The organism is Streptomyces sp. WAC03905 (assembly GCF_057371075.1).
Map to the genome: position 1 here is coordinate 1,275,554 of NZ_JBXYDZ010000003.1, position 26,430 is coordinate 1,301,983.

The 26,430-nt window shown below is 74.8% G+C and carries 11 protein-coding genes and 2 pseudogenes; 3 read left to right on the forward strand and 10 right to left on the reverse strand.

Features of this window, described 5'->3' with window-relative positions; all coding sequences use genetic code 11:
* Positions 1-290 precede the first annotated feature (290 nt).
* Positions 291-1,271, forward strand: a complete 981-nt coding sequence (locus AC2RP6_RS08545) for a hypothetical protein (protein ID WP_486445648.1) — start codon at positions 291-293, stop codon at positions 1,269-1,271.
* 136 nt (positions 1,272-1,407) lie between these two features.
* Positions 1,408-2,940, forward strand: a complete 1,533-nt coding sequence (locus tag AC2RP6_RS08550; RefSeq protein ID WP_486445649.1) for an amino acid permease — start codon at positions 1,408-1,410, stop codon at positions 2,938-2,940.
* Between the two features lie 76 nt (positions 2,941-3,016).
* Here AC2RP6_RS08550 and AC2RP6_RS08555 read toward each other — a convergent pair whose 3' ends face one another.
* Positions 3,017-4,357 (reverse strand): phosphatase PAP2 family protein, encoded by a 1,341-nt coding sequence (locus tag AC2RP6_RS08555; protein ID WP_486445650.1) that lies wholly within the window; start codon positions 4,355-4,357, stop codon positions 3,017-3,019.
* Positions 4,358-4,486: 129 nt separating this feature from the next.
* Positions 4,487-5,533 carry a hypothetical protein gene (locus AC2RP6_RS08560; protein ID WP_486445651.1) on the reverse strand — a complete coding sequence of 349 codons (1,047 nt, stop codon included), beginning with the start codon at positions 5,531-5,533 and terminating at the stop codon, positions 4,487-4,489.
* A gap of 284 nt (positions 5,534-5,817) precedes the next feature.
* Between AC2RP6_RS08560 and AC2RP6_RS08565 the strand changes: the two genes are divergently transcribed.
* Positions 5,818-8,970, forward strand: coding sequence for an AfsR/SARP family transcriptional regulator (locus AC2RP6_RS08565; RefSeq protein WP_486445652.1), 3,153 nt, complete (start codon positions 5,818-5,820; stop codon positions 8,968-8,970).
* 21 nt (positions 8,971-8,991) lie between these two features.
* Here AC2RP6_RS08565 and AC2RP6_RS08570 read toward each other — a convergent pair whose 3' ends face one another.
* The 8 genes and pseudogenes from AC2RP6_RS08570 to AC2RP6_RS08605 form a co-directional block, all read right to left on the reverse strand.
* A complete protein-coding gene (locus tag AC2RP6_RS08570) occupies positions 8,992-9,213 on the reverse strand; it encodes a hypothetical protein (protein WP_486445653.1) in 222 nt (73 codons plus the stop codon).
* 248 nt (positions 9,214-9,461) lie between these two features.
* Positions 9,462-10,274: a dimethylargininase gene (gene ddaH / locus AC2RP6_RS08575; RefSeq protein WP_486445654.1), complete on the reverse strand. Its 813-nt coding sequence runs from the start codon at positions 10,272-10,274 to the stop codon at positions 9,462-9,464.
* Between the two features lie 62 nt (positions 10,275-10,336).
* Positions 10,337-11,632, reverse strand: coding sequence for an MFS transporter (locus AC2RP6_RS08580; protein WP_486445655.1), 1,296 nt, complete (start codon positions 11,630-11,632; stop codon positions 10,337-10,339).
* Between the two features lie 6 nt (positions 11,633-11,638).
* A complete protein-coding gene (locus tag AC2RP6_RS08585) occupies positions 11,639-12,928 on the reverse strand; it encodes a thioesterase domain-containing protein (RefSeq protein ID WP_486445656.1) in 1,290 nt (429 codons plus the stop codon).
* A 134-nt stretch (positions 12,929-13,062) separates the two neighbouring features.
* Positions 13,063-20,607, reverse strand: a pseudogene (locus AC2RP6_RS08590) (non-ribosomal peptide synthetase); the annotation flags it as partial.
* A pseudogene (locus AC2RP6_RS08595) lies at positions 20,593-25,155 on the reverse strand (amino acid adenylation domain-containing protein); the annotation flags it as partial. The pseudogenes AC2RP6_RS08590 and AC2RP6_RS08595, both read right to left, overlap by 15 nt.
* Positions 25,156-25,173: 18 nt before the next feature.
* A complete protein-coding gene (locus AC2RP6_RS08600) occupies positions 25,174-26,172 on the reverse strand; it encodes a TauD/TfdA family dioxygenase (RefSeq protein ID WP_486445657.1) in 999 nt (332 codons plus the stop codon).
* 8 nt (positions 26,173-26,180) lie between these two features.
* Positions 26,181-26,393, reverse strand: coding sequence for an MbtH family protein (locus AC2RP6_RS08605; protein ID WP_046776526.1), 213 nt, complete (start codon positions 26,391-26,393; stop codon positions 26,181-26,183).
* Positions 26,394-26,430: the final 37 nt, after the last annotated feature.

Here is a 26,430-nt window from a genome sequence, read left to right on the forward strand (position 1 = left end):
CACCACTCCGTCCCTGGTGTCGGCATGCGCGATCGTCTTGCGGAAGCCTTCACCAGCGGACGCGGCCCCGTCAAGATCCATCGACGGGGGCGGAGTCGGGCCTGACGCGAATTCATCTCTTGTATGTGGCTTGATACTTGCATTCGAAAAAGATTCATGACTCGAACGCTCATAGTCACTCTATAGTGATCGCCGATCACCAGGCGCGAAGGCCATGCGATGCGAGGACCGATGACGACGACCACCGCAAGACGCGCCCGTTCCGGCTACCGTTCGACCGGGGCGAGGTGATGGCGGGCAGCGACTTCCGGCCCGTCTACCACCCCGCCGGCCACGACAACGACTTACGGGTGGCCGTGCAGGACCTGCGCACCGGCCGCTGGCTGGCGATGGCGCACCTGCTGGACCGGACGGACGGCTGGGGGCTGTGGACCCAGCGGACCCAGGTGCTCGCCGCGGTCGCCGCCGGATCGGACGTGGTCCAGGCGTGGCGCGCCGAGGAACCGCGCAGCGTCGCCGCGTCCGTCATGCACACCCGTGTCGTCGTCGAACGCGCCGTCCGCGCCCACCGCGCGCGCCACCCCCGTACGCGCGAACTGTGGCAGGAGGCGTGGGCCGCCTGCCGCGACGCCGCCGAGCTGAGCCCCGCCGACCCCGTGCCGTGGGTCTGCCTGCTCGCACTGGCCCTCCTCGACGAGCACCGTTCGATGGACGAGCACCGGCAGCCGCCGCCCGCGCTGATGCTGCCCCGCGGTCCCTGGGGCATCCTCGCCCAGGTCGACAAGCGCGACCCGCACAACCGCGAGGCGTACCACCGGATGCTCCAGTTCGTCTGCGCGGGCACGCCCGGCCCGCTGACCGAGGCGGCCAACTTCGTCCACTGGGCGTCCGGTTCGGCCCCGCCGGAGTCGCCCGTCCACCTCCTGCCGCTGTACCTGAGCATCGAGCGGTACCGCCGGGAGCGCGGCCAGGAGAAGGCGCTCGACCTCCACTGGGTCGCCGAGGACGCCGTCCGCGACGCGGGCCGCGCCCTGGACACCTGGTTCCGCTACAGCGATCTGCGGCGGGCCTCGCAGCTCGACCTGAACCACCTCGCCCACGCACTGTGGGGAGCCCACCGGTTCGGCGAGGCCGCCCAGGTCTTCGACGCGATCGACCGGTACTGGACCACCCTGCCGTGGGCCTACCGGACCCGCGACCCGGCCGACCAGGAACTGGCCATGGAGGTCTTCCTGCGGGCCAGGGCCCGCAGCCTGGCGGCCCGGGACTGACGGCGCCCGCGCCCACCGTGCCGGGCCCGCGACCCCCGCGCCGCCCCACCGTCTCCGCAGGCCGCCCCCGCCCGCCGCTGCCGCACGTCACCCCCGCCCACCGTCCCCCGCTCCTCACCCCCGGAGGTACTCCCCCATGTCCCGCACCGCGCCGACCGTCCGCCCGGACAGCAAGGCCCCGCCCCGGCAGGACGAGGAGGAACGGCTCAGGGAGCTCGGCTACCAGCCGGTCCTCGCCCGCCGGATGGGCGGCTTCGGCAACTTCGCCATCAGCTTCTCGGTCATCTCCGTCCTGTCCGGCTGCATGACCCTCTACGGCTTCGGCCTGGGCACCGGCGGTCCGGCCGTGATGCTGTGGGGCTGGGCCGGCGTCGGCCTGTTCGTGCTCTGCGTGGGTCTCGCCCTGGCCGAGGTGACCAGCGCCTACCCGACCTCGGGAGCGCTCTACTACATGGCCGACCGGCTCGGCGGGCGCCGCTGGGGCTGGTACACGGGCTGGCTGAACCTGCTCGGCCTGCTGGGCGCCATCGCGGGCATCGACTACGGCGCCGCCCTGTTCACCGGCGCCTTCCTCAACCTCCAGTACGGCGTCGTGCCCACCCCCGGCCTGACGTTCGTGATCTTCCTCTGCATCCTGCTGCTGCACGCCGCGCTCAACCTCTTCGGCGTCCGCCTGGTCAGCGTGCTCAACTCCGTCAGCGTCTGGTGGCACCTGGGCGGCGTCGCCCTGATCGTGGGCGCGCTGGCCTTCATACCCGACCAGCACCAGTCGCCGTCGTTCGTCTTCACCGAGTTCGTCAACGACACCGGCTGGGCCAACCCGTTCTACGTGGCCGCGGTCGGCCTGCTCCTCGCCCAGTACACCTTCTCCGGGTACGACGCCTCCGCGCACCTCTCGGAGGAGACCTCCAACGCCTCCGTGTCCGCCGCCAAGGGCATCGTCCGGGCCATCTGGGTCTCCTGGCTCGCCGGTTTCGCGCTGCTCGCGGGCCTGACCTTCGCCATCCAGGACTACGCGGCCGTGCGGGGCACCGCCACCGGCGTCCCGCCCGCGCAGATCTTCATCGACGCGCTGGGCTCCGGCGGCGCCACCGCCCTGCTCCTCGTCGTCATCGTGGCGCAGCTCTTCTGCGGCAACGCCGAGGTGGCCGCGGCGAGCCGGATGGTCTTCGCCTTCAGCCGCGACAACGCCCTCCCCGGCTCCGCCGTGTGGCGCAAGGTGAGCAGCCGTACGCAGACGCCGGTCCCCGCCGTGTGGCTCTCCGTCGCCGTGGCGGCCGTGCTGGCCCTCCCGTCGCTCTACTCCGCGACGGCCTACGGCGCGGTGACCGCCATCAACGTCATCGGCATCACCCCGGCCTACGCGATCCCGATCTACCTGCGGCTGCGCGCCGGGAACCGGTTCCAGCCCGGTCCGTGGAACCTGGGCCGCTGGAGCAGGCCGATCGGCTGGACCGCCGTCGTGTGGGTGGCGGTCGTCACCGTGCTGTTCTGCCTGCCGCAGAAGTCACCGGTGACCATCGACTCGATGAACTACGCGGTGATCGCCCTGGCCGTGGTCCTGGTCCTGGCCAGCGCCTGGTGGTACGCGGCGCGGCGCTCGTACGGGACCCCGTCCGCGTACGGCAACGCCCGGGAGCAGGCGGAGATCGCCGAGGGCATCGTCTGACCCCGCGGCCGCCCCGTCCCGCGGGCCCGTCCGTCCCGCCACGCGCGCCCCGTCCTACCGGGGCGCGCGTGCCGTTTCAGACCAGTTCTGGCTGCTGTTCCCGGCGGGGCCGCGGTACGGGGACCGCCTCGGTACGGCGGTCCCACCGCCGGGTGATCCGTACGTAGCCCCAGATCACGGAGACCATGGAGGCCACGACCAGCGGCCCGAAGACCCACGGGAGGTCCGCCATCTGCACGGACAGGAAGCGGTACGACAGCAGCAGCGCGACGAACACCGTGGCGCCGTGGGCGACGAGCCGGACCCCCTGGCGGTCCCAGCCGTGGTCGAGGGTGCGCAGCGCGAGGTCGATGGTGAGGGTGAAGACGACGCCGGCGACGATGTCCGCGCCGTAGTGGTAGCCGAATCCGAGCGTCGCGCCGAGCGTCGCGATCAGCCAGAACGTTCCCGCCCACCGCAGGGCCCGCGGGGCCTTGCGGGAATGGATGAAGATCGCGGTGGCCCACGCCGTGTGCAGGCTGGGCATGCAATTGCGCGGGGTGAACTCGTCGAAGGGCATCGGCTGCGGGGCCGTGACGGGCGGCGGGGTGTTCGGCCAGAGTTCGGCGAGCGCCCACTGGCCGCCGTCGGCGCCGTAGGCGAAGATCGGTCCGACCACCGGGAAGACCATGTAGATGCCCGGCCCGAGCAGACCGATCGCCAGGAAGGTGCGCACCAGGTGGTGGCGCGGGAAGCGGCGCTCGGCCGCGACGTTGCGCAGCTGGTACAGCGCCACGACGACCGCCATCACGGCGAGCTGGATGTAGACGAACTCGAGGACGCGGAATCCGGCGGTCCCGGTGGCCTCGACGATCCGGCCGGCCACCCACGACGGGTTGCCCAGGGCCTGGTCGGCGGTCGCGACGTACTGGTCGAGCACCGTCGGACGGGTCTTGGACGTGATCAGCAGCCAGGTGTAGCCGGTCTTGCGGCCGGTCACGAGCAGCAGGGCCAGGCCGACGCCCTGGAGCAGGAGCATCCGCTCGCGGCCGGAGCGGCGCGTGAGCGCGATGACGGCGCAGGCCAGGGTGACGATCAGGGCCCCGCTGCCGTACATCATCTCGGCGCCGGCCACCCACCGCACGAGCCAGAGGACGAGGTCGATGCCGACCGCGGCGCCGATCGCGACGAACCGCTGCCGCCAGGTGAGCACCACGAGCATCAGGGCCATGCTGGCGTACAGCACCGTGCCCGACTTGGGGGCGAAGACCACCTCGCGCGCCTGGTCGGTGATCGGTCCCCGCACGCCGTAGCCGCGCGCGGCGATCTCCAGCGCGACGAGGAACCCGAGGGCCACCGCGCTCACCGCGACCCACAGCACGACGCGCGGCCGGCGCCACCCGGCGGACTCGGCTCCGTCACCCTTTCGCGAAAACACTCGCAAAACCGCAGATATCAATTTTTCAGCCGATGTTCATATTTCAACCTGATCATTGTTCGCTCGAACATGTTAGCGGAGCTGCTGGGCGGGTTCGGAAATGCGGGCGGAATACGGAATTCCCTCACCTCAGCAGAGGGTGTCCCAGCGGTGCAGCGCGTCGAGGGCGGCGGTACGGGTGGCCGGGGTGGCGACTGCGTCGGCGGCGGCCGGGGCGAGGAGGTAGTCCGCGACGGGGGTGAGCAGGAGGCAGGTGTCAGGGGTGTGGCCCACCAGGCGGGCCTCGCCCCAGCTGTGGCGGATGACGGTGCGGCGGAGCAGGGCCCCGTGACGGGCCGGGACGCGCCGGACGGTGGCGGCCCGGCCGCGCCGGCGGTGCTCGGCGGCCAGTTCCGGGGCGAGGGCGGCGCGGACGGCGGCGAGCGGCCCCAGCGGCACGTGCTCGGCGGCGACGTCGAGGAGGGCCGCGACCTCCGGGGCCAGCCGGTAGGCGGCCACGACCGCGGCGGTCTCGGCGGCCTCGAAGGGCCTGCGGGCGAGGGCGGCGACGTCGAGGACGGTCAGCGGACAGAGCGGCCGGTCCGGCCCGCCCATGAGTCGGGCCTCGGCCAGCGCGATGAGGCACTCCACGTGCTCGTCGGCGGCCAGGAAGGGCCGGACGGGCACGCCCCGCCCGTCCCCGGGCAGCGCCGCGGTGGAGACCTGGACGCGGTACCAGGGGTCGGCGAGGGGGTCCTCGGCGGGCCAGTGGAGGGTGACGGCGGTGTGGTGGGGCCGTTCGCCGAGCAGGCAGACGTCGATGTGCTCCACCGGGTGGTCGGTGACCAGCCGGATCACGGCCTGCCACAGGGCCGCCTCGTCGGGCGCGACCAGATCGAGGGCCTCCATCGGACGCAGCAGTCCGGCCGGGTAGTACCCGGCGAGCGGCAGGCCGCGGATGGCGCGGACGCCGGTGGACCGGGCGAGTGCCTCCGCCAGGTCCGCGTACCGGGCGACGCGGTCGCCCGCGCGGCCGAGCTCGGCCCGGGCCGCCTCGCCCATCCGGACGCCGTCCCCCGCCAGCGCGGAGAGCACCAGATGGGGCAGATGGCGGTCCGACCGGGCGCGGTGCAGCAGTTCCGCCGGCCCGGCGGCGGGGTCGGTGCCGAGCAACCGGTACAGCAATGGGGTGTTCACGGACGTCCGCCTCCGAATGTATGGTCGGGCCCGGCGCCACCGGCGACCGAGGGGGCGGGCGCGAGCCCGGACGGTCTCCGGCGTGCCCGCGGCACGGTGTGATTCTGTACCGCAAGGTTCAACACCTGATCACCACAGACTCAACGGACTCTCGACACCGAGTGCGACGCTGTGGTTAAAAAGGTGACACAAATCGAGACATGGGCGCCCAGCGGGGGCGGGCACCGTGTTCTGGGGGCTGGGGGCAGGACTTGGGCGATCTCCGTTTCTCGTTACTCGGTCTGATGCGGGCTCATCGGGGCGCCACCGCGCTCAAGATCGGAAGCCCGCAACAGCAGGCGATGCTGGCCGTCCTCCTGCTGCGGCCGGGGCACGCGGCGAGCGCGACCGACCTCATCACCGCACTGTGGGGGGAGGAACCGCCGAGCGCCGCGATGACCACCGTGCGCACCTACGCGTGGCGGTGGCGCAAGGTGCTGGACGCGGGCGGCAAGGGGGAGGCCGGCGAGGCGGCGTCCGCGGGCGACCGGCCCGCGTCGAGCGTGCTGGTCTCCATGGGCGACGGCTACCGGCTGGTCCTGCCGAAGCTCGCCGTCGACTCCGCCGAGGCGGAGTCGCTGGCCGCCGAGGCCGAACGCACCGCGCGGACCGATCCGCTGCGCGCACGCGACCTGCTCAACCAGGCGCTGGAGCTCTGGCAGGGCGAGCCGCTGGCCGGCGTGCCCGGACCGTTCGCGGAGCGGCACCGCCAGCGGCTGGAGGAACTGCGGCTGACGCTGCTGGAGGAGCGGATCGGCCTGGACCTCGCCCTCGGCCGTCACTCCCGCTGCATCCCGGAGCTGACCGCCCTCACCACCGAGCACCCGCTGCACGAACGTGCGTACGGGCTGCTGATGCGGGCGCTGTACCAGGCCGGGCGGCAGGCGGACGCGCTGGCGGTGTACCGCGGCGTGCGGCAGCTGTTCCTCGCTGAGCTGGGCGTCGCCCCGGGGTCGGACCTGGAGCAGTTGCACCGCAGGATCCTGGAGGGCGATCCGGCGCTGGCCGCGCCGGAACCGATCCCTCCGGCGTCGCCGCCCGCGGACGAGCCGCGCGAGACGCCCGCGGTCACGGGCTCCGGCCACGACGCCGGGCGGGGATCCGCCCCCGCGGCGCCCGAACTGGACCGGGACGAGGAGGACACGGGACGGGAGGCGCCCTCCAGACCGGCGGCGGCTCCGCCAAGACCGGCCCAGCTCCCACCGGACGCCGCCGACTTCACCGGGCGTTCGGTCCCGGTCCGGGTGCTGGACGAGGCACTCGGCGCCCCCTCCGCGCAGGCGCTGGTGATCGCCACCGTCGTCGGGATGGGCGGCGTCGGCAAGACGGCGCTCGCCCTGCACGTGGCCCACCGCGTCCGGGAGTCCTACCCGGACGGCCAGCTCTACGTGGACCTGCGCGGCTCCGACCCGGTGCCGGCCGATCCGGAAGCGGTGCTCAGCTGCTTCCTCGTCGCCCTCGGCGTGCCCGGTGACGCGGTGCCCGACGGCCTGGACGCCCGGTCGGCGCTCTTCCGGTCCGTCGTCGACGGACGGCGCCTGCTGCTGGTGCTCGACAACGCCAAGGACACGGCGCAGATCCGGCCGCTGCTGCCGGGCACGGTCGGCTGCGCGGTCCTCACCACCGGGCGCACCCGGCCCGCCGGACTGCCGGCCACCGTCCACGTCGACCTGGACGTGTTCCACCCCTCCGAGGCCCTCGACCTGCTCGGCCGCACCATCGGCGCGGACCGGCTCGACGCCGAGCGCGACGCGGCGCTGGAGCTGGTGGTGGCCTGCGGGTACCTGCCGCTGGCCGTCCGGATCGTCGCGGCCCGGCTCGCGGCCCGGCCGGGCTGGACCGTGGAGACGCTCAGCCGGCGGCTCCAGGTGGAGCGACGCCGGATCGACGAGCTGCGGATCGGCGACCTCGCCGTGGCGGCGGCCTTCGAACTGAGTTATCGGCAGCTCAGCGACGACCAGGCCCGGGCGTTCCGGCTGGTCGCCTCGGTGGACGGGCCGGACATCGGGCTGCCGGCCGCGGCCGCGCTGCTCGACCTCGACGAGTACGACGCCGAGGACCTGCTGGAAGCCCTGGTGGACGTGGCGATGGTGGAGTCGCCCTTCCCGGGGCGCTACCGCTACCACGACCTGCTGCGCTCCTTCGCCCGGCGGCGTCCGGCCGAAGGGGCGGGTCCCGCCTGCGGCGCGGCGGAGAACGAGGCGGCGGTGGCGGCCCGGGACCGGCTGCTGGACCACCTGCTGGCCACGGCCTGCTCCGCCTTCCAGCACGCGGTGCCGGGCGACCCGGCGGCGGGCGCGCTGGGTCCGGCCCGCTCCCCCGGTGTGGCGCTGACCGGGTGGGACGCGGCCCGGGAGTGGACGGCGACGGAGCGGGCCGGCGCCGTGGCGCTGGCGGCCCAGGTCGCCGCGGACGCGGCCGCGGGGTCGGCGGGCGGCGCGGCCGGCGGGCCGGTCCCGGCCGACGGCGGACCGGGGACGGCACTGCGGGCCGCGATCGACCTGCTGATCGCGCTCACGCCGTTCGTCCTGACCCCGCCGAGCCGCCAACTCGCCACCACCGCGGACGCGCTGGCCGAGGCGGCGGTGCGGCACGGCGACGTACGGGCTGCCGGGCGCGCGCACTTCCTGCGGGGGAACGTGGCCCTGGCGGCGACCCGGCTGGACGCGGCCGAGGCGGCCGCCCGCCAGGCGGTGGACGCGGCACGGACCGCCGGTGACTCGGTGATCCTCCGTCAGGCGCTCAACGACCTCGGTCTGATCTGCCAGTTCCTCAGCCGCTACGACGAGGCGGTGGACCACTACGACGAGGCGCTGGTGCTGGCCAAGGCGCTGGGGCACCGCTCCGGGGCCCTGGTGACGACCGTGAACGCGGCGCTGGCGCGGGTGCGCAGCGGGCGGGCGGAGGAGGCGGTGGAGATCTGCCACGCGGCGCTCGCCGAACTGCGGACGCGGCAGGACGATCCGGGGCGGGCGTACACCTTGTACGTACTGGGTCTGGCGCTGCACGGGCTGGGGCGGCACGAGGAGGCCGTGACCTGGTTCCGGGAGTGCCTGACGGTGGCGACGGGGGCCGGGCTGCGGGACCGGGCCGCCCACGCCCGTTACCGGCTGGCGGACAGTCTGCGTTCGCTCGGCCGGGCCGACGAGGCCCTCGATCACGCCGGGCAGGCGCTCGCCCTGTGCGAGGAGCTGGGGGCCGAGCGGGACCAGGCCCTGGCGCTGGTGGTGCTGGGCCGCTCGCTGGCGGACCTCGGGCGCGGGGCCGAGGCGGGGACGCGCTTGCGGCAGGCGTACGAGATCTTCTGCCGGCTCGGACTTCCGGAGGCCGCCGAGGTGGCCTGTCTGCTGGAGGAGCCGGCGCTGGCCCTGGTGGAGAGCTGCGGGCTGGAGGCGTAGGGGCGGGGGCGGGGGCGGGGCTCAGGAACCGGTGCTGTTCCAGTCCTTGTCGTCGGACGGGGTCGGGGACGGCGAGGGGGCCTGGTTGGTGCTGACGGTCCCGCCGCCGCCCTGGCCGGTGCCCGTGGTGTCGTCGGCCATCGCCGCGCCGGCCGCGCCCAGGGCGATCAGCGTGCCGAGACCGAGGCCCGCGACGGCCAGGCAGACCCGGGTGGCAACGGTGTGGTTCGCGGGGTTCGCCATGACTGCTCCTGAGGACGTCTTCCCTGGCGGGAAGGGGGGTGGGCCGGTTCTTCCCGGCGTGTTCCGGGCTGATGGGACAAGCATCGCAAGGCGCGTTCAACAGCCGATCGACGCACGAGCACCGTGCGTCGATCGGCTCCGTTGATCGGGCCGTCGACGGGGCGTGGACCGGGTGTCGCGCCGCCGGGGCGTGGACCGGGTGTCGCGCCGCCGGGGTGTGGACCGGGTCCGCCGACGGTCGCCGGTGATCAGACGGCCTCGCGGACGTGCAGGGTGCAGCACTTCACGCTGCCGCCGCCCTTGAACAGCTCGGAGAGGTCCACCCCGAGCGGCCGGAAGCCCCTCCGGCGCAGTTTCGCCGCGACCCCGGTCGCCGCCTCCGGCAGCACCACGTTCAGCCCGTCGCTCATCACGTTGAGCCCGAACACCGCCGCGTCGGCCTCCTCCACCAGCACCGCGTCCGGGAAGAGCCGGCGCAGCACCTCCCGGCTGCCCGCGGAGAAGGCCCCGGGGTAGTACATGACCTCGTCGTCGTCGAGCACGCTGAGCGCGGTGTCGAGGTGGTAGAAGCGCGGGTCGACGAGGTCCAGGCCGATCACCGGGCGGCCGAGGAACTCCTGCGCCTCGGCGTGGCCGGCGCTGACGCTGCGGAAGCCGCGGCCCGCGAGCAGATGACGGCCCGCCAGCAGGAGGTCCCCCTCGCCCTCGTTGACGTGGACGGGGTCGTGCGTGGTGAATCCGTTGGCCCGGAACCACTCCAGGTAGGCGGGCCCCTCGGCGGCGCGCTCGGCGTTGCGGAACCGGGCGCCGAGCACCCTGCCGTCGATGACGGTGGCGCCGTTCGCCGCGTAGACCATGTCGGGCAGGCCCGGGAGCGGGTCGATCAGGTCGACGCGGTGGCCGAGGTCGACGTACAGCTCGTACAGCCGCTCCCACTGGGCGACGGCGAGGCCGGTGTCGACCGGCTTGGCCGGGTCCATCCACGGGTTGATCGCGTAGGAGACCTCGAAGTGGGTCGGACGGCACATCAGGAAGCGGCGCGGGCGGGCGGTGCGGGTCATCGAAGGCTCCGGGAGGCGTACGGGCGGGGCGGAAGGGTGCACGGGGCGGCGGGCGGCGCCGGTCAGGAGAGCGACGGGCGCTCGGGGAAGTTGCGCAGGCGGCGCAGGGGGCTCGCCAGCAGGACCAGTCCGGCGGACAGCAGTACGCTCGCCATGATCCAGAGGGTGGTGCGGGCGCCGAGCACCTCGCCCAGCCAGCCGCCGAGCAGGGCGCCCACCGGGATGGCGCTGAAGTTGACGGTGGAGGCGCTGGCCCGGATCCGGCCGATCATCGCGGGCGGGCAGTAGGCCTGGTAGAAGCTGCCGGCGATGACGTTGCCGGCGATCACCCCGCAGACCGCGACCGACCAGGCGACCGCGCTGACCGCCAGCGGCAGCCGGTCCCCGGCCATCGGCAGCAGCAGGATGAACGGCGCCCCCACCAGCTCGCAGAGCAGCAGGCCGCGGGCCGTGCCGAACCGGCGGGCGATCCGTCCGGCGAGCGCGGCGCCGGCCAGACCGCCGACGGAGACCACCGCGAAGACGGCTCCGACACCGCCGGGCGTCACGCCCACGCTGCGGACGAGGAAGACGGTCTGCACGGCCTGGATGCCGTTGAGGCCGAGGTTGCCGACGGCCGCGAAGCTCGCCAGGGTGCGCAGGTACGGGTCGCGGGCCAGGAACCGGACGCCCTCGCCGATCTCGCGGAGGATGCCGCGCCGTTCGGAGACCGGCGGCGGCTTCTCCTCGACCCGGATGGACCCGACGCAGACCGCCGCCACCAGGTAGGTGACCGCGTCGGCGAGCAGGCCGCTGACGGCGCCGAAGGCCTGGGAGAGCAGACCGGCCAGGCCGGGGCCGGCGATCTCGGCGGCCGCGTCGCCGGAACGCAGTTTGACGTTGGCCTCCAGCAGGTCGGGCTTGGCGACCAGGGCGGGCAGCACGGCGCTGTTCGCGGTGGACAGGAACACCTTGACCGCGCCGGCCAGCAGGGCGACCACCACCAGCTGCGCCATGGTCAGCAGGCCCAGCCAGCCGGCCACCGGCACGCTGCCGAACAGCACCAGCAGCAGGAGGTCGCAGATCAGCATCACCTTCAGCCGGGGCCAGCGGTCCACCCAGGCGCCGGCCAGCAGGCCGAGGAAGAGCCACGGGACCCACGCGGAGGCGGTCAGCAGGCCGACCATGAACGGCGAGGCCTCCAGGGTGACGACGGCCACCAGGGCGAGGGCGACGTTGCCGACGGCCGTGCCGAGGCCGCTGGTCGTCTCACCGATCCATAGCTTGCGGAAGTTGCCCTGCGCCCAGAGGCCCCAGCGGCTCTTGGGCGGCGCGTCGCCCTCCGGGGGCGACGGCGGCTTCACGGAGGCTGTGGTCATGGCGGGTCACGCTCCAAGCTTGTCGGCGAGCACGGCGGCGATCCGTGCGGCGGGCTCCGGCTGCGTCATGGCGCCGTGCGTGCAGGGGACGCGGTGCTGCTCGACGCGGCCGTCCACGTACGGCTCCCAGGCCTGCCCGTAGGGCCAGTCGGCGGGCTTGTCGAGGGTGGCGCCGAAGAAGACGGCGTCGCCCCGGTAACGGTCGGGGACGTGCTCGGCCATCAGCTTGGCGTTCTGCTCGAAGACGTCGGGCAGGACGGCCGCGGCCTCGCCGAGGAGTGCGCTCAGGTCGGCCCGGACGCGGCCGTCGGCCGGGTCGTGGCCGAGCGAGGCGAGCAGCGCCGCGAGGGTGTCGGCCGGGTCGCCGGTGGCCGGGGCTCCGTCGGCGGCGGACCGGGCGGGGTCGGCCGGCAGTCCGTCGAGGAGGGCCAGCAGGGCGACCTCCTGGCCCTCCGTCTGGAGGGCCACGGCCATGGCCTGGGCGACGACCGCGCCGAAGGACCAGCCGAGCAGGTGGTACGGGCCCTCGGGCTGGACGGCGCGGATCTGGCGTACGTAGTCGTCGGCGATCTCGGTCACGGAGGCCGGGGAGCCCCCGCGCAGGCCCCGTGCCTGAAGGCCGTGGACGGGGCGGTCGGGGTCGAGGTGGCGCAGCAGCCCGGAGTAGACCCAGCTGATGCCCGCGGCGGGGTGGACGCAGAAGAGCGGGGCCCGGGTACCGCCCGTGCGCAGGGGGAGGAGTACGTCCAGAGCGCCGCGGGCGGAGTGCGCGGCGTCGGCCGGGGGTGCGGCGGCCGGGTCGGGGTGGCGGGCGAGGCGCCGGCTGAGCGCGGCCACGGTGGGGGCTTCGAAGAGCGCCCGCATGCCGAGGTCGGCGCCGAGTGCGGTGCGGATCCGGCCGAGGAGTTTCATGGCGAGGAGGGAGTGGCCGCCGAGGTCGAAGAAGCCGTCGTCGACGGAGACCGGTCCGGGCAGGCCCAGTACCTCGGCGAAGAGGCCGCTGAGCAGTTCTTCCCGCGGGGTCCCGGGGGGCCGGCCGGTGGACGCGGCGGTGAAGTCGGGGGCGGGCAGCGCGCGCCGGTCGACCTTTCCGCTGGCGGTCAGCGGGAGCGCGTCGAGCGGGACGAGGGCCGCCGGGACCATGTGGCCGGGCAGCGACTCGGCGGCGAAGGCGCGCAGTTCGGCCGGGTCCAGCGGGCCGTCGGGGACGACGTGGGCGACGAGCCGGGGGCCGGTGGCCGGGTCCTCGTGGACCGTGACGGTCGCGGCGAGGACCCGGGGGTGGCGGGTGAGCACGTGCTCGATCTCGCCGGGTTCGATGCGGAAGCCGCGGATCTTGACCTGGTCGTCGGTGCGGCCGAGGTATACAGCTCACCGTCGCGGGTGCGGCGGACCAGGTCGCCGGTGCGGTACATCCGCTGCCCCGGTGCGTACGGGTCGGCGACGAACCGTTCGGCGGTGAGCGCGGGGCGGCCGAGGTAGCCGCGGGCGAGACCGGCGCCGGCCAGGTACAGCTCGCCGGGGACGCCGGGCGGGACGGGGCTCAGGTGCTCGTCGAGGACGTGGGCGCGGGTGCCGAGGACGCTGCGGCCGAGGCTGGGGCGTCCGGTGGCGGTGAGGGGCTGGGTGAGCGCGTCGACGGTGGACTCGGTGGGGCCGTAGAGGTTGTGGGCGGTGGTCGCGGGGGCGTCGCGCAGCCGGTCCCACAGGCCCTGGCCGACGGCCTCGCCGCCGAGCAGCACCACCCGCGGGGCGGGCGCGTCCAGCAGACCTTCGTCGAGGAGCTGTTCGGCGTAGGAGGGGGTGACCTCGATGACGTCGACGGACCGCGTCCTCAGGTGGCGGACCAGGGCGGCGGCGTCCCGGCGGACCTCGTCGCCGATGAGGTGCAGTTCGTGTCCGGCGATCAGCCAGAGCAGCCCGTCCCACGAGGCGTCGAAGCAGAGCGAGGCGGTGAGCGCGACGCGGCTGCGGCCGTGCCGGGATTCGGTGGCGCCGATCGGGCCGGTCGCGGAGCGGTGCGAGGCGAGCAGCGCGGCGATCGAGCCGTGGCTGACCACGACGCCCTTGGGGCGGCCGGTGGAGCCGGAGGTGTGGATGACGTAGGCGGCGTCGTCGGCGGCGGCGCGGGGCGGCGGGTTGTCCGCGGCCCCGTCGTGGCCGTCGGCGGGGGCCGCGGCCAGGACGGGGAGGCCGGTGAGGAGTTCGGGCAGGGGCCAGCCCTCGGCGGTCACCGCCAGGGCGGGTGAGGCGTCGGCCAGCACGGCCGCGATGCGGTCGGCCGGGTGTGCGGCGTCCAGCGGCAGGGAGGCGGCGCCCGCCTTGAGGACGGCGAGCAGGGCGATCACGCTCTCCGCGGAGCGCGGCAGGGCCAGGGCGACCAGGGTCTCCGGTCCGGCGCCGGCGGCCGTCAGGCGGTGGGCGAGGCCGTTGGCGCGGGCGTTCAGCTCGGCGAAGCTGAGCCGGGTGTCACCGGCGACCAGCGCGGTCGCGTCGGGGGTGCGGGCCGCCCGCGCCTCGAAGGCGGCGGGCAGCAGCGGTACGTCCGGGGGCAGCGCCTCGCCCGCGCCGAGGAGTTCGGCGCGCTCGGCGGCGGAGAGCAGGTCGGCGCCGCCGATGGGCCGGTCGGGGTGGGCGGCGACCGCCGTCAGGAGCCGGCCGAAGCGGACGGCGACGGCTTCGACGGTCTCGCGGTCGAACAGGTCGGTGGCGTAGTCGATGGCGCATTCCAGCCCGGCGGGTGCGCCGTCGGCGTCGAAGGACTCCCCCATGGCGACGGAGAGGTCGAACTTGGCGACGCACCCGTCGACCGGTTCGACGGCGGCCGGCAGGCCGGCCAGGTCGAGCGGGGTCCCGCCGGGGCTGCCGGCCCGGCCGGCGCCCTGGAGGAGCAGCATGACCTGGAAGAGGGGGTGGCGGGCGAGGGAGCGGGCCGGGTTGAGTTCCTCGACGAGCCGTTCGAAGGGCACGTCCTGGTGGGCGTGCGCGTCGAGCTGGGTCTCCCGGACGCGCTGGAGCAGGTCGGTGAAGGTCGGGTCGCCGGAGGTGTCGGTGCGCAGGACGAGGGTGTTGACGAAGAAGCCGACCAGGTCGTCGAGGGCCTCGTCCGAGCGGCCGGCGACCACCGAGCCGATCGGCACGTCGGTGCCGGCCCCGAGCCGGGTCAGCAGCGCCGCCAGCGCCGCCTGCAAGGTCATGAACATGGTGACGCGGTGCTCGCGGGACAGGTCGGTCAGCGCGCGGTGCAGGGCCGCGTCGAAGGGGAGGACGACGCGGTCGCCGCGGTGGCCGCTGTCCGGCCGCCGGGGGCGGTCGACGGGGAGGGACAGCTCCTCGGGCATGTCGGCCAGGGCTGCGCGCCAGTGGGCGAGTTGACGGGCCGCCAGGCTGTCGGGGTCGGCCTCGTCGCCGAGCAGCTCCCGCTGCCAGAGCGCGTAGTCCGCGTACTGGACCGGCAGCGGCTGCCAGTCGGGGGCCGAGCCGCCCAGCCGGGCCGCGTAGGCCGCGGAGAGGTCGCGCAGCAGCGGGTCCATCGACCAGCCGTCGCCGGCGATGTGGTGCAGGACGAGCACGAGGAGGTGCTCCTCGGGGGCGAGCGGGAACAAGTGCGAGCGGAGGGGGAGTTCGCGGGCGAGGTCGAAGGGGACGGCCGCGCATGCGGCGAGGGCGGCCGCCGGGTCGGCGGGCAGGGCGGGGTGGTGGTCGAAGGGGATCCGGGCCTCGGTGGGCGGGACGATCCGCTGCCGGGGCTCGCCGTCCTGTTCGGTGACGAGCGTGCGCAGGATCTCGTGCCGGGCGACGACGTCGCCGAGGGCGCGTTCGAGGGCGGCGGGGTCGAGGGGACCCGTCAATCGCAGGGCCAGCGGGAGGTTGTACAGGGCGCTGGGCCCCTCCATCCGGTCGATCAGCCACAGCCGCTGCTGGGCGAAGGAGAGCGGCAGGCCGTCCGGACGTTCGCCGGCCCTCAGGGCGAGCCGTGCGCCGGCGCCGTCCAGCCGCTGGGCGAGGCCGGCCACCGTCGGCGCCTCGAAGACGTCCCGGACGCCGATCTCGGCCGCGAACACCGTACGGACCCGGCTGATGAGCTGCATGGCGAGCAGGGAGTGACCGCCGAGGGCGAAGAAGTCGTCGTCGATCGAGACCTGTCCGGCCGCGCCGAGAACTTCGCCGAACAGGCCGCAGAGGAGTTCCTCGCGCGCCGTACGGGCGGCCCGGCCGCCGGCGAAGAGCTGGAAGTCGGGGGCGGGCAGGGCCCGCCGGTCGACCTTGCCGCTGCCGGTCAGCGGCAGGGCGTCGAGGGTGACGACGGCGGCGGGGACCATGTGGGCGGGCAGCGACTGCGCCACGAACCGCTTCAGTTCGAGGGAGAGTTCGGGACTGGGTGCGCCGACCGCGCAGTGGGCGACCAGGCGGCGGTCGCCGTCGGCGCTCTCCTGCGGGGTGACGACGGCCTGGCGGACGGCCGGGTGCAGGGCCAGCGCCTGCTCGATCTCGCCGGGTTCGATGCGGAAGCCGCGGATCTTGAGCTGGTGGTCGGTGCGGCCCAGGTAGTCGATCCTGCCCTCGCGGGTGCGGCGGACCAGGTCGCCGGTGCGGTACATCCGCTCCCCCGGCGCGAACGGGTCGGCGACGAACCGTTCCGCGGTGAGCGCGGGCCGGCCCAGGTAGCCGCGGGCCAGGCTGTCCCCGGACAGGTACAGCTCGCCGGGGACGCCGGCGGGGACCGGGTTCAGGCAGGCGTCGAGGACGTGGGCGCGGGTGCCGAGGACGGTGTGGCCCATGGTGGGGCGTTCCGCGTCGGCGTACGCCTGGAGCAGGGTGTCGACGGTGCACTCGGTGGGGCCGTAGAGGTTGTGGCCGGTGGTGGCGGGGGCCTCGCGCAGGCGGGTCCACAGGGCCTGCCCGATCGGTTCGCCGCCGAGGAGCACCACACGCGGGGCGGGGGCGTCCAGGAGTCCTTCGGCGATGAGCTGTTCGGCGTAGGTGGGGGTGAACTGGACGGCGTCGACGGCGGCGGTGCGCAGGTGCCGTACCAGGGCGGCGGGGTCGCGGCGCAGGTCGTCGCCGATCAGGTGCAGCTCGTGGCCGGCGACCATCCACAGCAGGCCGTTCCAGGAGGCGTCGAAGCAGAGCGAGGCGGTCAGCGCGGCGCGCATCCGGCCGTGGGCCCGCTCGGGCACGGCGAAGGTCTCGGCCCGGTGGGCGGCCAGCAGGCCGGCGATCGAGCCGTGGCTGACCACGACGCCCTTGGGGCGGCCGGTGGAGCCGGAGGTGTAGATGACGTAGGCGGCGTGGCCCGGTGTGAGGCGGACGGGCGGGGCTCCGGCGGGCCGGTCGGCCCAGTGCTGTGCGCGGGCGTCGAGGACGGTGGTCCCGGCGAGGCCGTCCAGCGCTTCGGGCAGCGGCCACGCGGGGTCGGTGAGGACGGCCGCGGGCCGGGCGTCGGCCAGCATGTGGGCGGTGCGCTCCAGCGGGTACTCGGCGTCCAGCGGCAGGAAGGCCGCGCCGGCCTTGAGGACGGCGAGCTGGGAGACGACCGTCTCCGCCGAGCGGGGCAGGGCGAGCGCGACCACGTCCTCGGGGCCGATGCCGACGGCGGCCAGGCCGTGGGCAAGGCGGTTCGCGCGGGCGTCGAGTTCGGCGTACGTGAGCCGGGTCCCCCCGGAGACGAGGGCGGTCAGGCCGGGGGTGGCCGCCGCCTGGGCGGCGAAGGCGTCCGGTACCAGGGGCAGTTCGGCCGGCAGCGGCCGGTGGCCGCCGAGGAGGGCGGCGCGCTCGCCGTCGGCGAGCAGGTCGGCGCGGCCGATCCGCTGCCCGGGCCGGGCCGTCATCTCGGTCAGGAGCCGGCCGAAGCGGGCGGCGACGGCCTCGACGGTCTCGCGGTCGAACAGGTCGGTGGCGTAGTCGATGGCGCAGTCCAGGCCGGCGGGCTCGCCGTCCGGTCCGAAGAACTCCTCCAGCGTCACGTTGAGGTCGAACTTGGCGACCCCGGTGTCGGCCGGCAGCGCCTCGACGCGCAGGCCGGACAGCTCCGGCTCGCCTCCGGTGTTGGACTGAAGGACCATCGCCACCTGGAAGAGGGGGTGGCGGGCGAGGGAGCGGGCCGGGTTGAGCTCCTCGACGAGCCGCTCGAAGGGGACGTCCTGGTGGGCGTAGGCGCCGAGACCCGTCTCCCTGACCCGGCCGAGGAGTTCGGTGAAGGTCGGGTCGCCGGAGGTGTCGGTGCGCAGGACGAGGGTGTTGACGAAGAAGCCGACCAGGTCGTCGAGGGCTTCGTCCGAGCGGCCGGCGACCACCGAGCCGATCGGCACGTCGGTGCCGGCCCCGAGCCGGGTCAGCAGCGCCGCCAGCGCCGCCTGGAAGGTCATGAACATGGTGACGCGGTGCTCGCGGGACAGGTCGGTCAGCGCGCGGTGCAGGGCCGCGTCGACGGGCAGGGCGACCCGGTCGCCGCGGTGGTCGGCGCGGGCTCCGCGCGGCCGGTCGACGGGGAGGGTGAGCTCCTCCGGGAGGCCGGCGAGGGTGTCGCGCCAGTAGGTGAGCTGGCGTGCGACCAGGCTGTCGGGGTCGGCCTCGTCGCCGAGCAGCTCCCGCTGCCAGAGCGCGTAGTCCGCGTACTGGACCGGCAGCGGCTGCCGGTCGGGGGCCGAGCCGCCCAGGCGGGCCGCGTAGGCGTCGCTCAGGTCGCGCAGCAGCGGGCCCATGGACCAGCCGTCGCCGACGATGTGGTGGAGTGCGACGACGAGGACGTGCTCCTCGGGGCCGGTCCGCAGGAGGGTCACGCGTACGGGCGGTTCGGCGGCCAGGTCGAAGGGGCGGCGGGCGGCCCGGTCCACCTCGGCGTGCACCGCCTCCGGTGCGCAGTCGCGCCGTTCGACCGGGAGCCCCGCACCGGACGGCGGCAGGACCAGCTGGTGGGGTTCGCCGTCGTGCTCGGCGATCAGCGTGCGCAGGATCTCGTGGCGGGCCACGAGGTCGCCGAGGGCGCCTTCCAGGGCGGCCGTGTCGAGCGGACCGGTCACGCGCAGGGCCAGCGGCATGTTGTAGAGCGCGCTGGGGCCCTCCATCCGGTCGATCAGCCAGAGCCGCTGCTGGGCGGAGGACAGCGGCAGGCGTGCGGGGCGCTCGCCCGCGGTCAGCGCGGGGCGGGCCGTGGCGCCGTCCAGCCGCTGGGCGAGGCCCGCCACCGTCGGCGCCTCGAAGACGTCCCGGATGCCGAGTTCGGCCCCGAGCACCGCCCGGACGCGGCTGAGCAGCCGGGTGGCGAGCAGGGAGTGCCCGCCCAGGGCGAAGAAGTCGTCGTCGGCCGAGACCGGTCCGGTCAGTCCCAGGACCTCGCCGAACAGACCGCAGAGGATTTCCTCGCGGGCCGTACGGGCGGCCCGGCCGCCGGTGGCCGCCGCGAAGTCGGGGGCGGGCAGCGCGGACCGGTCGAGCTTGCCGTTGACGTTGAGCGGCAGCGCGTCGAGGGTGGTGAAGGCCGCCGGGACCATGTAGTCGGGCAGGGCCGCGGCCACGTGGGCGCGCAGCGCGGCCGTTTCGAGCGGGGTCCGCACCACGAGGTGGGCGACCAGCCGGGTCCCGGCCGTGTCGTCCGCGGGGTCCCGGTAGGGCAGGACGGCGGCCTGGAGGACGTCGGGGTGGGCGGCCAGGACGGTCTCGATCTCGCCGGGTTCGACGCGGAAGCCGCGGACCTTGACCTGGTGGTCGGTGCGGCCCAGGTACTCGACGCGGCCGTCGGGGCGGCGCCGGGCGAGGTCGCCGGTGCGGTACATCCGCTCCCCCGCCGCGAACGGGTCGGCGACGAACCGCTCGGCGGTCAGCGCGGGCCGGCCCAGGTAGCCGCGGGCGAGGCCGGCGCCGCTGAGGTACAGCTCGCCGGGGACGCCGGGGGGTACGGGCCGCAGGCCGGGGTCCAGGACGTGCGCGCGGAGGTTGGGCAACGGGCGGCCGATGAGCGGGCGCGGGTCGCCGGAGAGGCGGTGGTACAACGCGTCGACGGTGCACTCGGTGGGGCCGTACATGTTGAGCACGACGGTGTCCGCGGCGGCGGTGAGGGCGGCCGAGAGGCTCTGGCCGAGGGCTTCGCCGCCGACCATCAGCAGGGCCGGCGGGCAGCGGTCGAGCAGGCCCTCCTCGACCAGCCGCTCGGCCTGGCCGGGGGTGACGTCGAGGACGTCGGCGCCGGTCCGCTCGGCGTGGCGGACGATGGCGGCGGCGTCGCGGCGCACGTCGTCGTCGAGGAGGTGGAGTTCGTGGCCGGCGACCATCCACAGCAGCGCTTCGAGGGCGGTGTCGAAGGAGAGCGAGGCGGCCTGGGCGAACCTGAACCTGCGTCCCGGGTGGGCCTGTCGGGCGGCGGCGATGGTCTCGTCGCGGTGGAAGGCGAGCAGGTTGGCGAGCCCGCCGTGGCGGACCACGACGCCCTTGGGGCGCCCCGTGGAGCCCGAGGTGTAGATGACGTAGGCGGCGTGGGCGGCGGTGACGCGGACGGGCGGGGCTCCGGCGGGCCGCTCGGCCCGGCTCTGCTCGCCGATGTCCAGGACGGTGGTACCGGTGAGCCCGTCGAGGACGTCGGGCAGCGGCCATCCGGCGTCGGTGAGGACGGCCGCGGGGCGGGCGTCGGCGAGCATGTGGGCGATCCGCTCGCGCGGGTAGTCGGCGTCCAGCGGGAGGAAGGCGGCCCCGGCCTTGAGGACGGCGAGGACGGCGACCAGGGACTCGGCCGAGCGGGGCAGGGCGAGCGCGACCACGTCCTCGGGGCCCGCTCCGGCGGCGGCCAGGCCGTGGGCCAGGCGGTCGGCCCGGGCGTCGAGCTCGGCGTACGTGAGCCGGGTCTCCCCGAAGACGACCGCGGTGGCGTCGGGGGTGGCGGCGACCTGCGCGGCGAAGGCCTGCGGGACGAGGACGTCCCCCGCGCCCGGCCGGTCGGTGCCGTGCCATCCGGCGAGCTCGGTCCGACCGGCCTCGCCCAGTACGTCGAGGTCGGCCACGGGGCGGTGCGGGTCCGCGGCCACCTGGGCCAGCAGGGCCGGCAGCGCGTCGGCGAGGCGTTCGGCGGTGGCCCGGTCGAACAGGTCGGTGGCGAACTCCAGACCGCCCTCGATGCCGGCGGGGGCGCCGTCCGGGTGGTGGCGCTCGGAGAGGTTCAGGGTGAGGTCGAAAGCGGTGGTGGGCAGCCCGAGCGGCTCGTGGGCGGCGCGGGTCCCGGGGAACTCGGGTTCGCCGCCGGCGGTGTTGTCGAAGGCGATCATCACCTGGAAGAGCGGGTGCCGGGCGAGGGTGCGGGCCGGGTTGAGCTCCTCGACGAGCCGCTCGAAGGGCACGTCCTGGTGGGCGTAGGCGGCCAGGTCGGCTTCCCGTACGCGGGCCAGCAGTTCGGCGAAGGTGGGCCGGCCCGTGAGGTCGGTGCGCAGGACGAGGGTGTTGGCGAAGAAGCCGACCAGGTCGTCGAGGGCCGGGTCCAGGCGGCCGGCCAGCGGCGTGCCGATCGGCAGGTCCTCGCCGGCGCCGAAGCGGTGCAGCAGGGTGGCGTAGGCGGCCTGGAGCAGCATGAAGAGGGTCGCTCCGTGGGCGCCGGCCAGCTCGGTGAGCCGTGCGTGCAGGTCCGCGTCGAGTGCCAGGGGGATGACGTCGCCGCGGTGGCTGGGGGTGGCCGGGCGGGGGCGGTCCAGCGGGAGCGGCAGCTCGTCCGGCAGGCCGGCGAGTGCCTGCCTCCAGTGGTCGAGCTGGCGGGAGAGCGCGGACTGCGGGTCGGTGTCGGCGCCGAGCAGCCGGTACTGCCAGAGGGTGTAGTCGGCGTACTGGACCGGCAGCGGCTCCCACACCGGTGCCTCGCCGCCGAGCCGGGCGGTGTAGGCGTCGGCGAGGTCGCGGAAGAGCGGCCGCAGGGACCAGCCGTCGCTGGCGATGTGGTGCATCACGAGGAGCAGGACGTGCTCGTCGGGCGCTTCGGGACGCAGGTACGCGTGCAGGGGTACGTCGGCCGCGAGGTCGAAGGTGTGCCCGGTCAGCTCCTGCGCGGGCCGGTCGGTGACGGTGAGCAGCGGGCCGGGCGGCGCGGGCAGGATCCGCTGGTACGGGACGCCGTCGTCGGCGCCGAAGACCGTACGCAGGCTCTCGTGGCGGGTGACGACGTCGCCGAGGGCGCCTTCGAGGGCGGCCGCGTCGAGCGGGCCGGTGAGGCGGAGGGCGAGGGTGACGTTGTAGGTGGCGGCGGGGCCCTCGGCCTGGCCGAGGAACCACAGGCGGCGCTGGGCGAAGGAGAGGGGCAGGTGCTCGGGCCGGGGCTCGGGGAGGAGGGCGGGCCGGGCCGGGCCGGCGGCGAGCCGGTCGGTGAGGGCGGCGACGGTGGGGGCCTGGAAGAGGTCGCCGATGGCGAGTTCGGCGCCCAGTTCGGTGCGGGCCCGGCCGACCAGGCGGGTCGCCAGCAGGGAGTGGCCGCCGAGCTCGAAGAAGTCGTCGTCGATGGTGATGTCGTCGATGCCGAGGATCTCGCCGAAGAGGGTGCACAGGGCGCGTTCGCGCTCGTCGCGCGGGGCGCGGCCGGTGGTGTCCGCGGCGAGTTCGGGGGCGGGCAGGGCGCGCCGGTCGACCTTGCCGTTGGCGTTGAGCGGCAGGGCGGGCAGGACGACGACGGCCGAGGGGACCATGTAACCGGGGAGGGTGGTGGCGGCGAACTGCTTGATTTCGACGTCGAGTTGAGGGTTCTCGTCGAGGGGGGCGGGGAGCACCGCGCAGTAGCCGACGAGCCGGGTGTCGCCGGGGCGGTCCTCCCGGGGGACCACGATGACCTGGCGGACGGCGGGGTGGCGGGAGAGCGCGGCCTCGATCTCGCCCAGCTCGATGCGGAAGCCGCGCAGCTTGACCTGGCCGTCGATCCTGCCGAGGAACTCGATCGCGCCGTCGGTCCGGCGGCGTACCAGGTCGCCGGTGCGGTACATGCGCTCGCCGGGGGTGCGGGGGTCGGCGACGAACCGCTCGGCGGTCAGCGCGGGCCGCCGCCAGTAGCCGCGGGCCAGGCCGGCTCCGGCGACGTAGAGCTCGCCGGGGACACCGGGCGGTACGGGCTGCAGCCGGGTGTCGAGGACGTGGGCGCGCATGTTGTCGAGCGGGGCGCCGATCGGTGGCCGGGGGCCGGTCAGGTCTGCGGCGGTGAGGGGGTGGTGGGTGGCGAAGGTGGTGGCTTCGGTCGGCCCGTAGACGTGGGCGAGCAGCAGGTCGGGGCAGTGGTCGAGGACGCGCCGCATGAGGGTGGCGGAGGCGGCCTCGCCGCCGGTGCAGACGGTCCGCAGGGCGCGGAAGGTTTCCGGGGCCTGTTCGGCGACGAGGTCGAAGAGGGCCTTGGTGAGGAAGACGGCGGTGACCTCGTGCCGGGTGACGAGCGCGTGCAGGGCGTCGGCGTCCAGGTTGCCGGGCGGGGCGACGACCACGGTGCCGCCGGCCAGCAGCGGTGTCCACAGCTCGTAGGTGGCGGCGTCGAAGGCGTGCGGGGAGTGCAGCAGGATCCGCCGGTGCCGGCCGTCCTGCCAGCGGCGGTCGGCGGCGAGGTCGACGACGTCGCGGTGGCGGACGGCGACGCCCTTGGGGGTGCCGGTGGAGCCCGAGGTGAACATCACGTAGGCGAGCCGGTCGGGGTGGACGGGGAGGCCGGGGGCGTGCTCCGGGGCGTCCTTCTCGTCGCCGGGGCGGACCACGACGGCGTCGTGCGCGAAGCCCGGGTCGGTGCGGTCGGTGAGCAGGACGGGGGCGCCGGTGTCGGCGAGGAGTGCCGCCATCCGCTCCGGGGGCAGGCCGGCGTGCATCGGGACGTAGACGCCGCCGGCCTTGAGCACGGCCAGGGTGGCGACGACCAGGTCGACCGAGCGCTCCATCAGCAGGGCGACCGGGGACTCGGGGCCGACACCGCATGCGGTGAGGTGGTGCGCCATCCGGTTGGCGCGGGCGTCGAGCTCGGCGTAGGAGACGGCGCCGCCGTCGTGGGCGAGCGCGACGGCGTCCGGGGTGCGGGCGGCGCGGGCTTCGAACAGTTCCGGCAGCGAGCCGGTGGGGACGGGCGCGGCGGTGGCGTTCCACTCGTCGCGCAGGCGGCCGCGTTCCTCGGGGGCGAGGATGTCGAGGGCGCCGATCGGTGCCTCGGGGTCGGCGGCCGCGGCGGCCAGCAGCCGGCCCAGGCGCTCGAACAGGGTGGTGACGGTGGCGCGGTCGTAGAGGTCGGCCGCGTATTCGACGGATCCGGTGAGGCCGGCGGGTGCGCCGTCGGGGGTGCGGCGCTCGGTGATGCCGATGTTCAGGTCGAACTTGGCCACCCGCAGGCCGAGTTCCTCGGGCCGCGTCTGCAGCCCGGGCAGGGTCAGTTCGCCCTCCTCGTGGTTCTGGAGCACCAGGAGGGTCTGGAAGAGCGGGTGGCGGCCGAGGGAACGGGCCGGGTTGACCTCCTCGACCAGCCGTTCGAACGGCACGTCCTGGTGTGCGAAGGCGTCGAGCTGGGCCTCCCTGGCACGGCCGAGGAGTTCGGTGAAGGACGGGTCGCCGGAGGTGTCGGTGCGCAGGACGAGGGTGTTGACGAAGAAGCCGACCAGGTCGTTCAGCGCCTCGTCGGAGCGGCCGGCGACACCGGTGCCGAGGGGGATGTCGGTGCCCGCTCCGAGCCGGGAGAACAGGGCGGCGAGTCCGGCCTGGAGGACGGAGAACAGGGTGGCGCGGTGCCGTCGGGCCAGACCCGCCAGCGCGGCGTGCAGTTCAGGGCCGTAGTCGAAGGCGACGGCGTCGGCGGCGCCGGTCGGGACGGGCGGGCGGGGGCGGTCCGTCGGGAGTTCCAGTTCCTCCGGCAGGCCGGCCAGGGCCTCGCGCCAGTGGTCGAGCTGCCGGCTCAGCACGCTGCCGGGGTCGCTCTCGTCGCCGAGCAGGTCGCGCTGCCACAGCGCGTAGTCGGCGTACTGGACCGGCAGCGGCTCCCAGTCGGGGGCGCGGCCGGTGCGGCGGGCCGCGTAGGCGGTGGCGAGGTCGCGCAACAGCGGGCCGAGCGACCAGCCGTCGCCGGCGATGTGGTGGAGCACGACGAGCAGCACGTGCTCGCCGGCCGGCCCGGTGGCGGGCGGGCCGGGGGTGAGCGGGTCGGCTGTGAGCCGGTCGGCTGTGAGCCGGTCGGGAGTGAGGGAGAAGACCGTGACCCGGATGGGCAGTTCGGCGCTCAGGTCGAAGGTGCGGGCCGCTGCCCGGTCCCGCAGGGCGGGGTACTCGTCCGGCGCGCAGTCCACCGTCTCGAAGGCGATCTCCGCCTCCGCCGACGGCAGGATCCGCTGCACCGGGACTCCCCCGGCCACCGGGAACACCGTGCGCAGGGCCTCGTGCCGGGCGACGACGTCCGCCGTCGCGGCGCGCAGCGCGTCGGTGTCGAGCGTGCCGCGCAGGCGGACCGCGAACGGCAGGTTGTAGAGCGCGGTCGGCCCTTCGATCTGGTCGATCAGCCAGAGACGCTGTTGTGCGTACGAAACCGGGATCACGGTGCTTCCTCTGCTCACGTCACGGCGTGGGGATGGTCAGGCGGGGACTGCGGTCGTCGGGCGCACCGTGGGACGGCAGTCGGCGAGGTCGACGGGACGGCCCATCGCGACGGCGATCTTCCGGTCGCCGCCGAAGGGGTCGCGGCCGTGGGCGCAGAGCACGTTGTCGACCAGCATCACGTCGCCGGCCTGCCACGTCTCGCGGACGGTGGCGGCTTCGTAGGCCGCGTTGAGGGCGTCCACGTCCTCGCGGGAGAGCGGTTCGCCGTCGCCGAAGCCGGTGTTGAAGGGCAGGCCCTCGGGCCCGAACTCCTCGACCATGGCCTCGCGGATGTCCGGGTCGAGGGACCACTCGTTCCAGAAGGCCAGGTGGTTGAACCAGACCTCCTCGCCGGTCTGCGGGTGGTGGATCGTGGCCGAACGCAGCTGGCTGGTCCGCAGGTTGCCGTCCGGCTGCCACTCCCAGGCGATGCCGTTCTCCCGGCAGTACCGCTCGACGTCGGCGGGGTCCTCGGTGCCGAAGGCGGTGCGCCAGCCGAGCGAGAGGTAGTCCGAGTAGCTGCGGGTGAGCGTCCAGCCGGAGGAGCGGCCGCGCTCGGCCAGGTGGGCGGGGAGCGCGGCGAGGACCTTGCGGACATCGGCGGTGGGGGTGGCGCCGCCCGTCTCCGGGGCGGTCAGGCAGGCGAACAGCAGCCGGCCGGGGAAGGTCAGGGTGTAGCTGTTCTCGTTGTGCATGCGGATCGACTGGGCGGGCGGCAGGTCGGTGGAGGAGAAGACGCCGTCGCCGAAGTCGCTGCGCGGGGTGGCCTTCTCCCGGTACGGGGTGGGCTCGGGGATGAGCACGTCGCGGACGGCGGCGACGTCGGCGGCCCGGGTCACGGGCAGTCCGCGCAGGAAGATCGTGCCGTGCTCGTGCAGGGCGGCGGTCAGCGCGGTCTCGTTCTCGCGCAGCCAGGCGCAGGCCTCGGCGAGGTCGGTGGTGGCCGGTACGCGGGTGAGGGCGGGGCGGCCGGGGTTCAGTTCCCAGTTCGGCATGGCGGCGCTCACCGCTGGTCGAGGGTGGCGAGGAGGCTCGCGGGGCGGATGTCGGTCCAGTTGGCCTCGATCCAGTCGAGGCACTCCTGGCGCGGGGCCTCGCCGTGGACGGTGGTCCAGCCGGCCGGCACGTCGATCCAGACCGGCCAGAGCGAGTGCTGGTTCTCGTCGTTGACCAGGACCAGGTAGCCGGAGTTGTCGTCCTCGAACGGGTTGCTCATGGTGGTCTCCGTAGAGTGAGAGGTGCTCTGGGGTGCG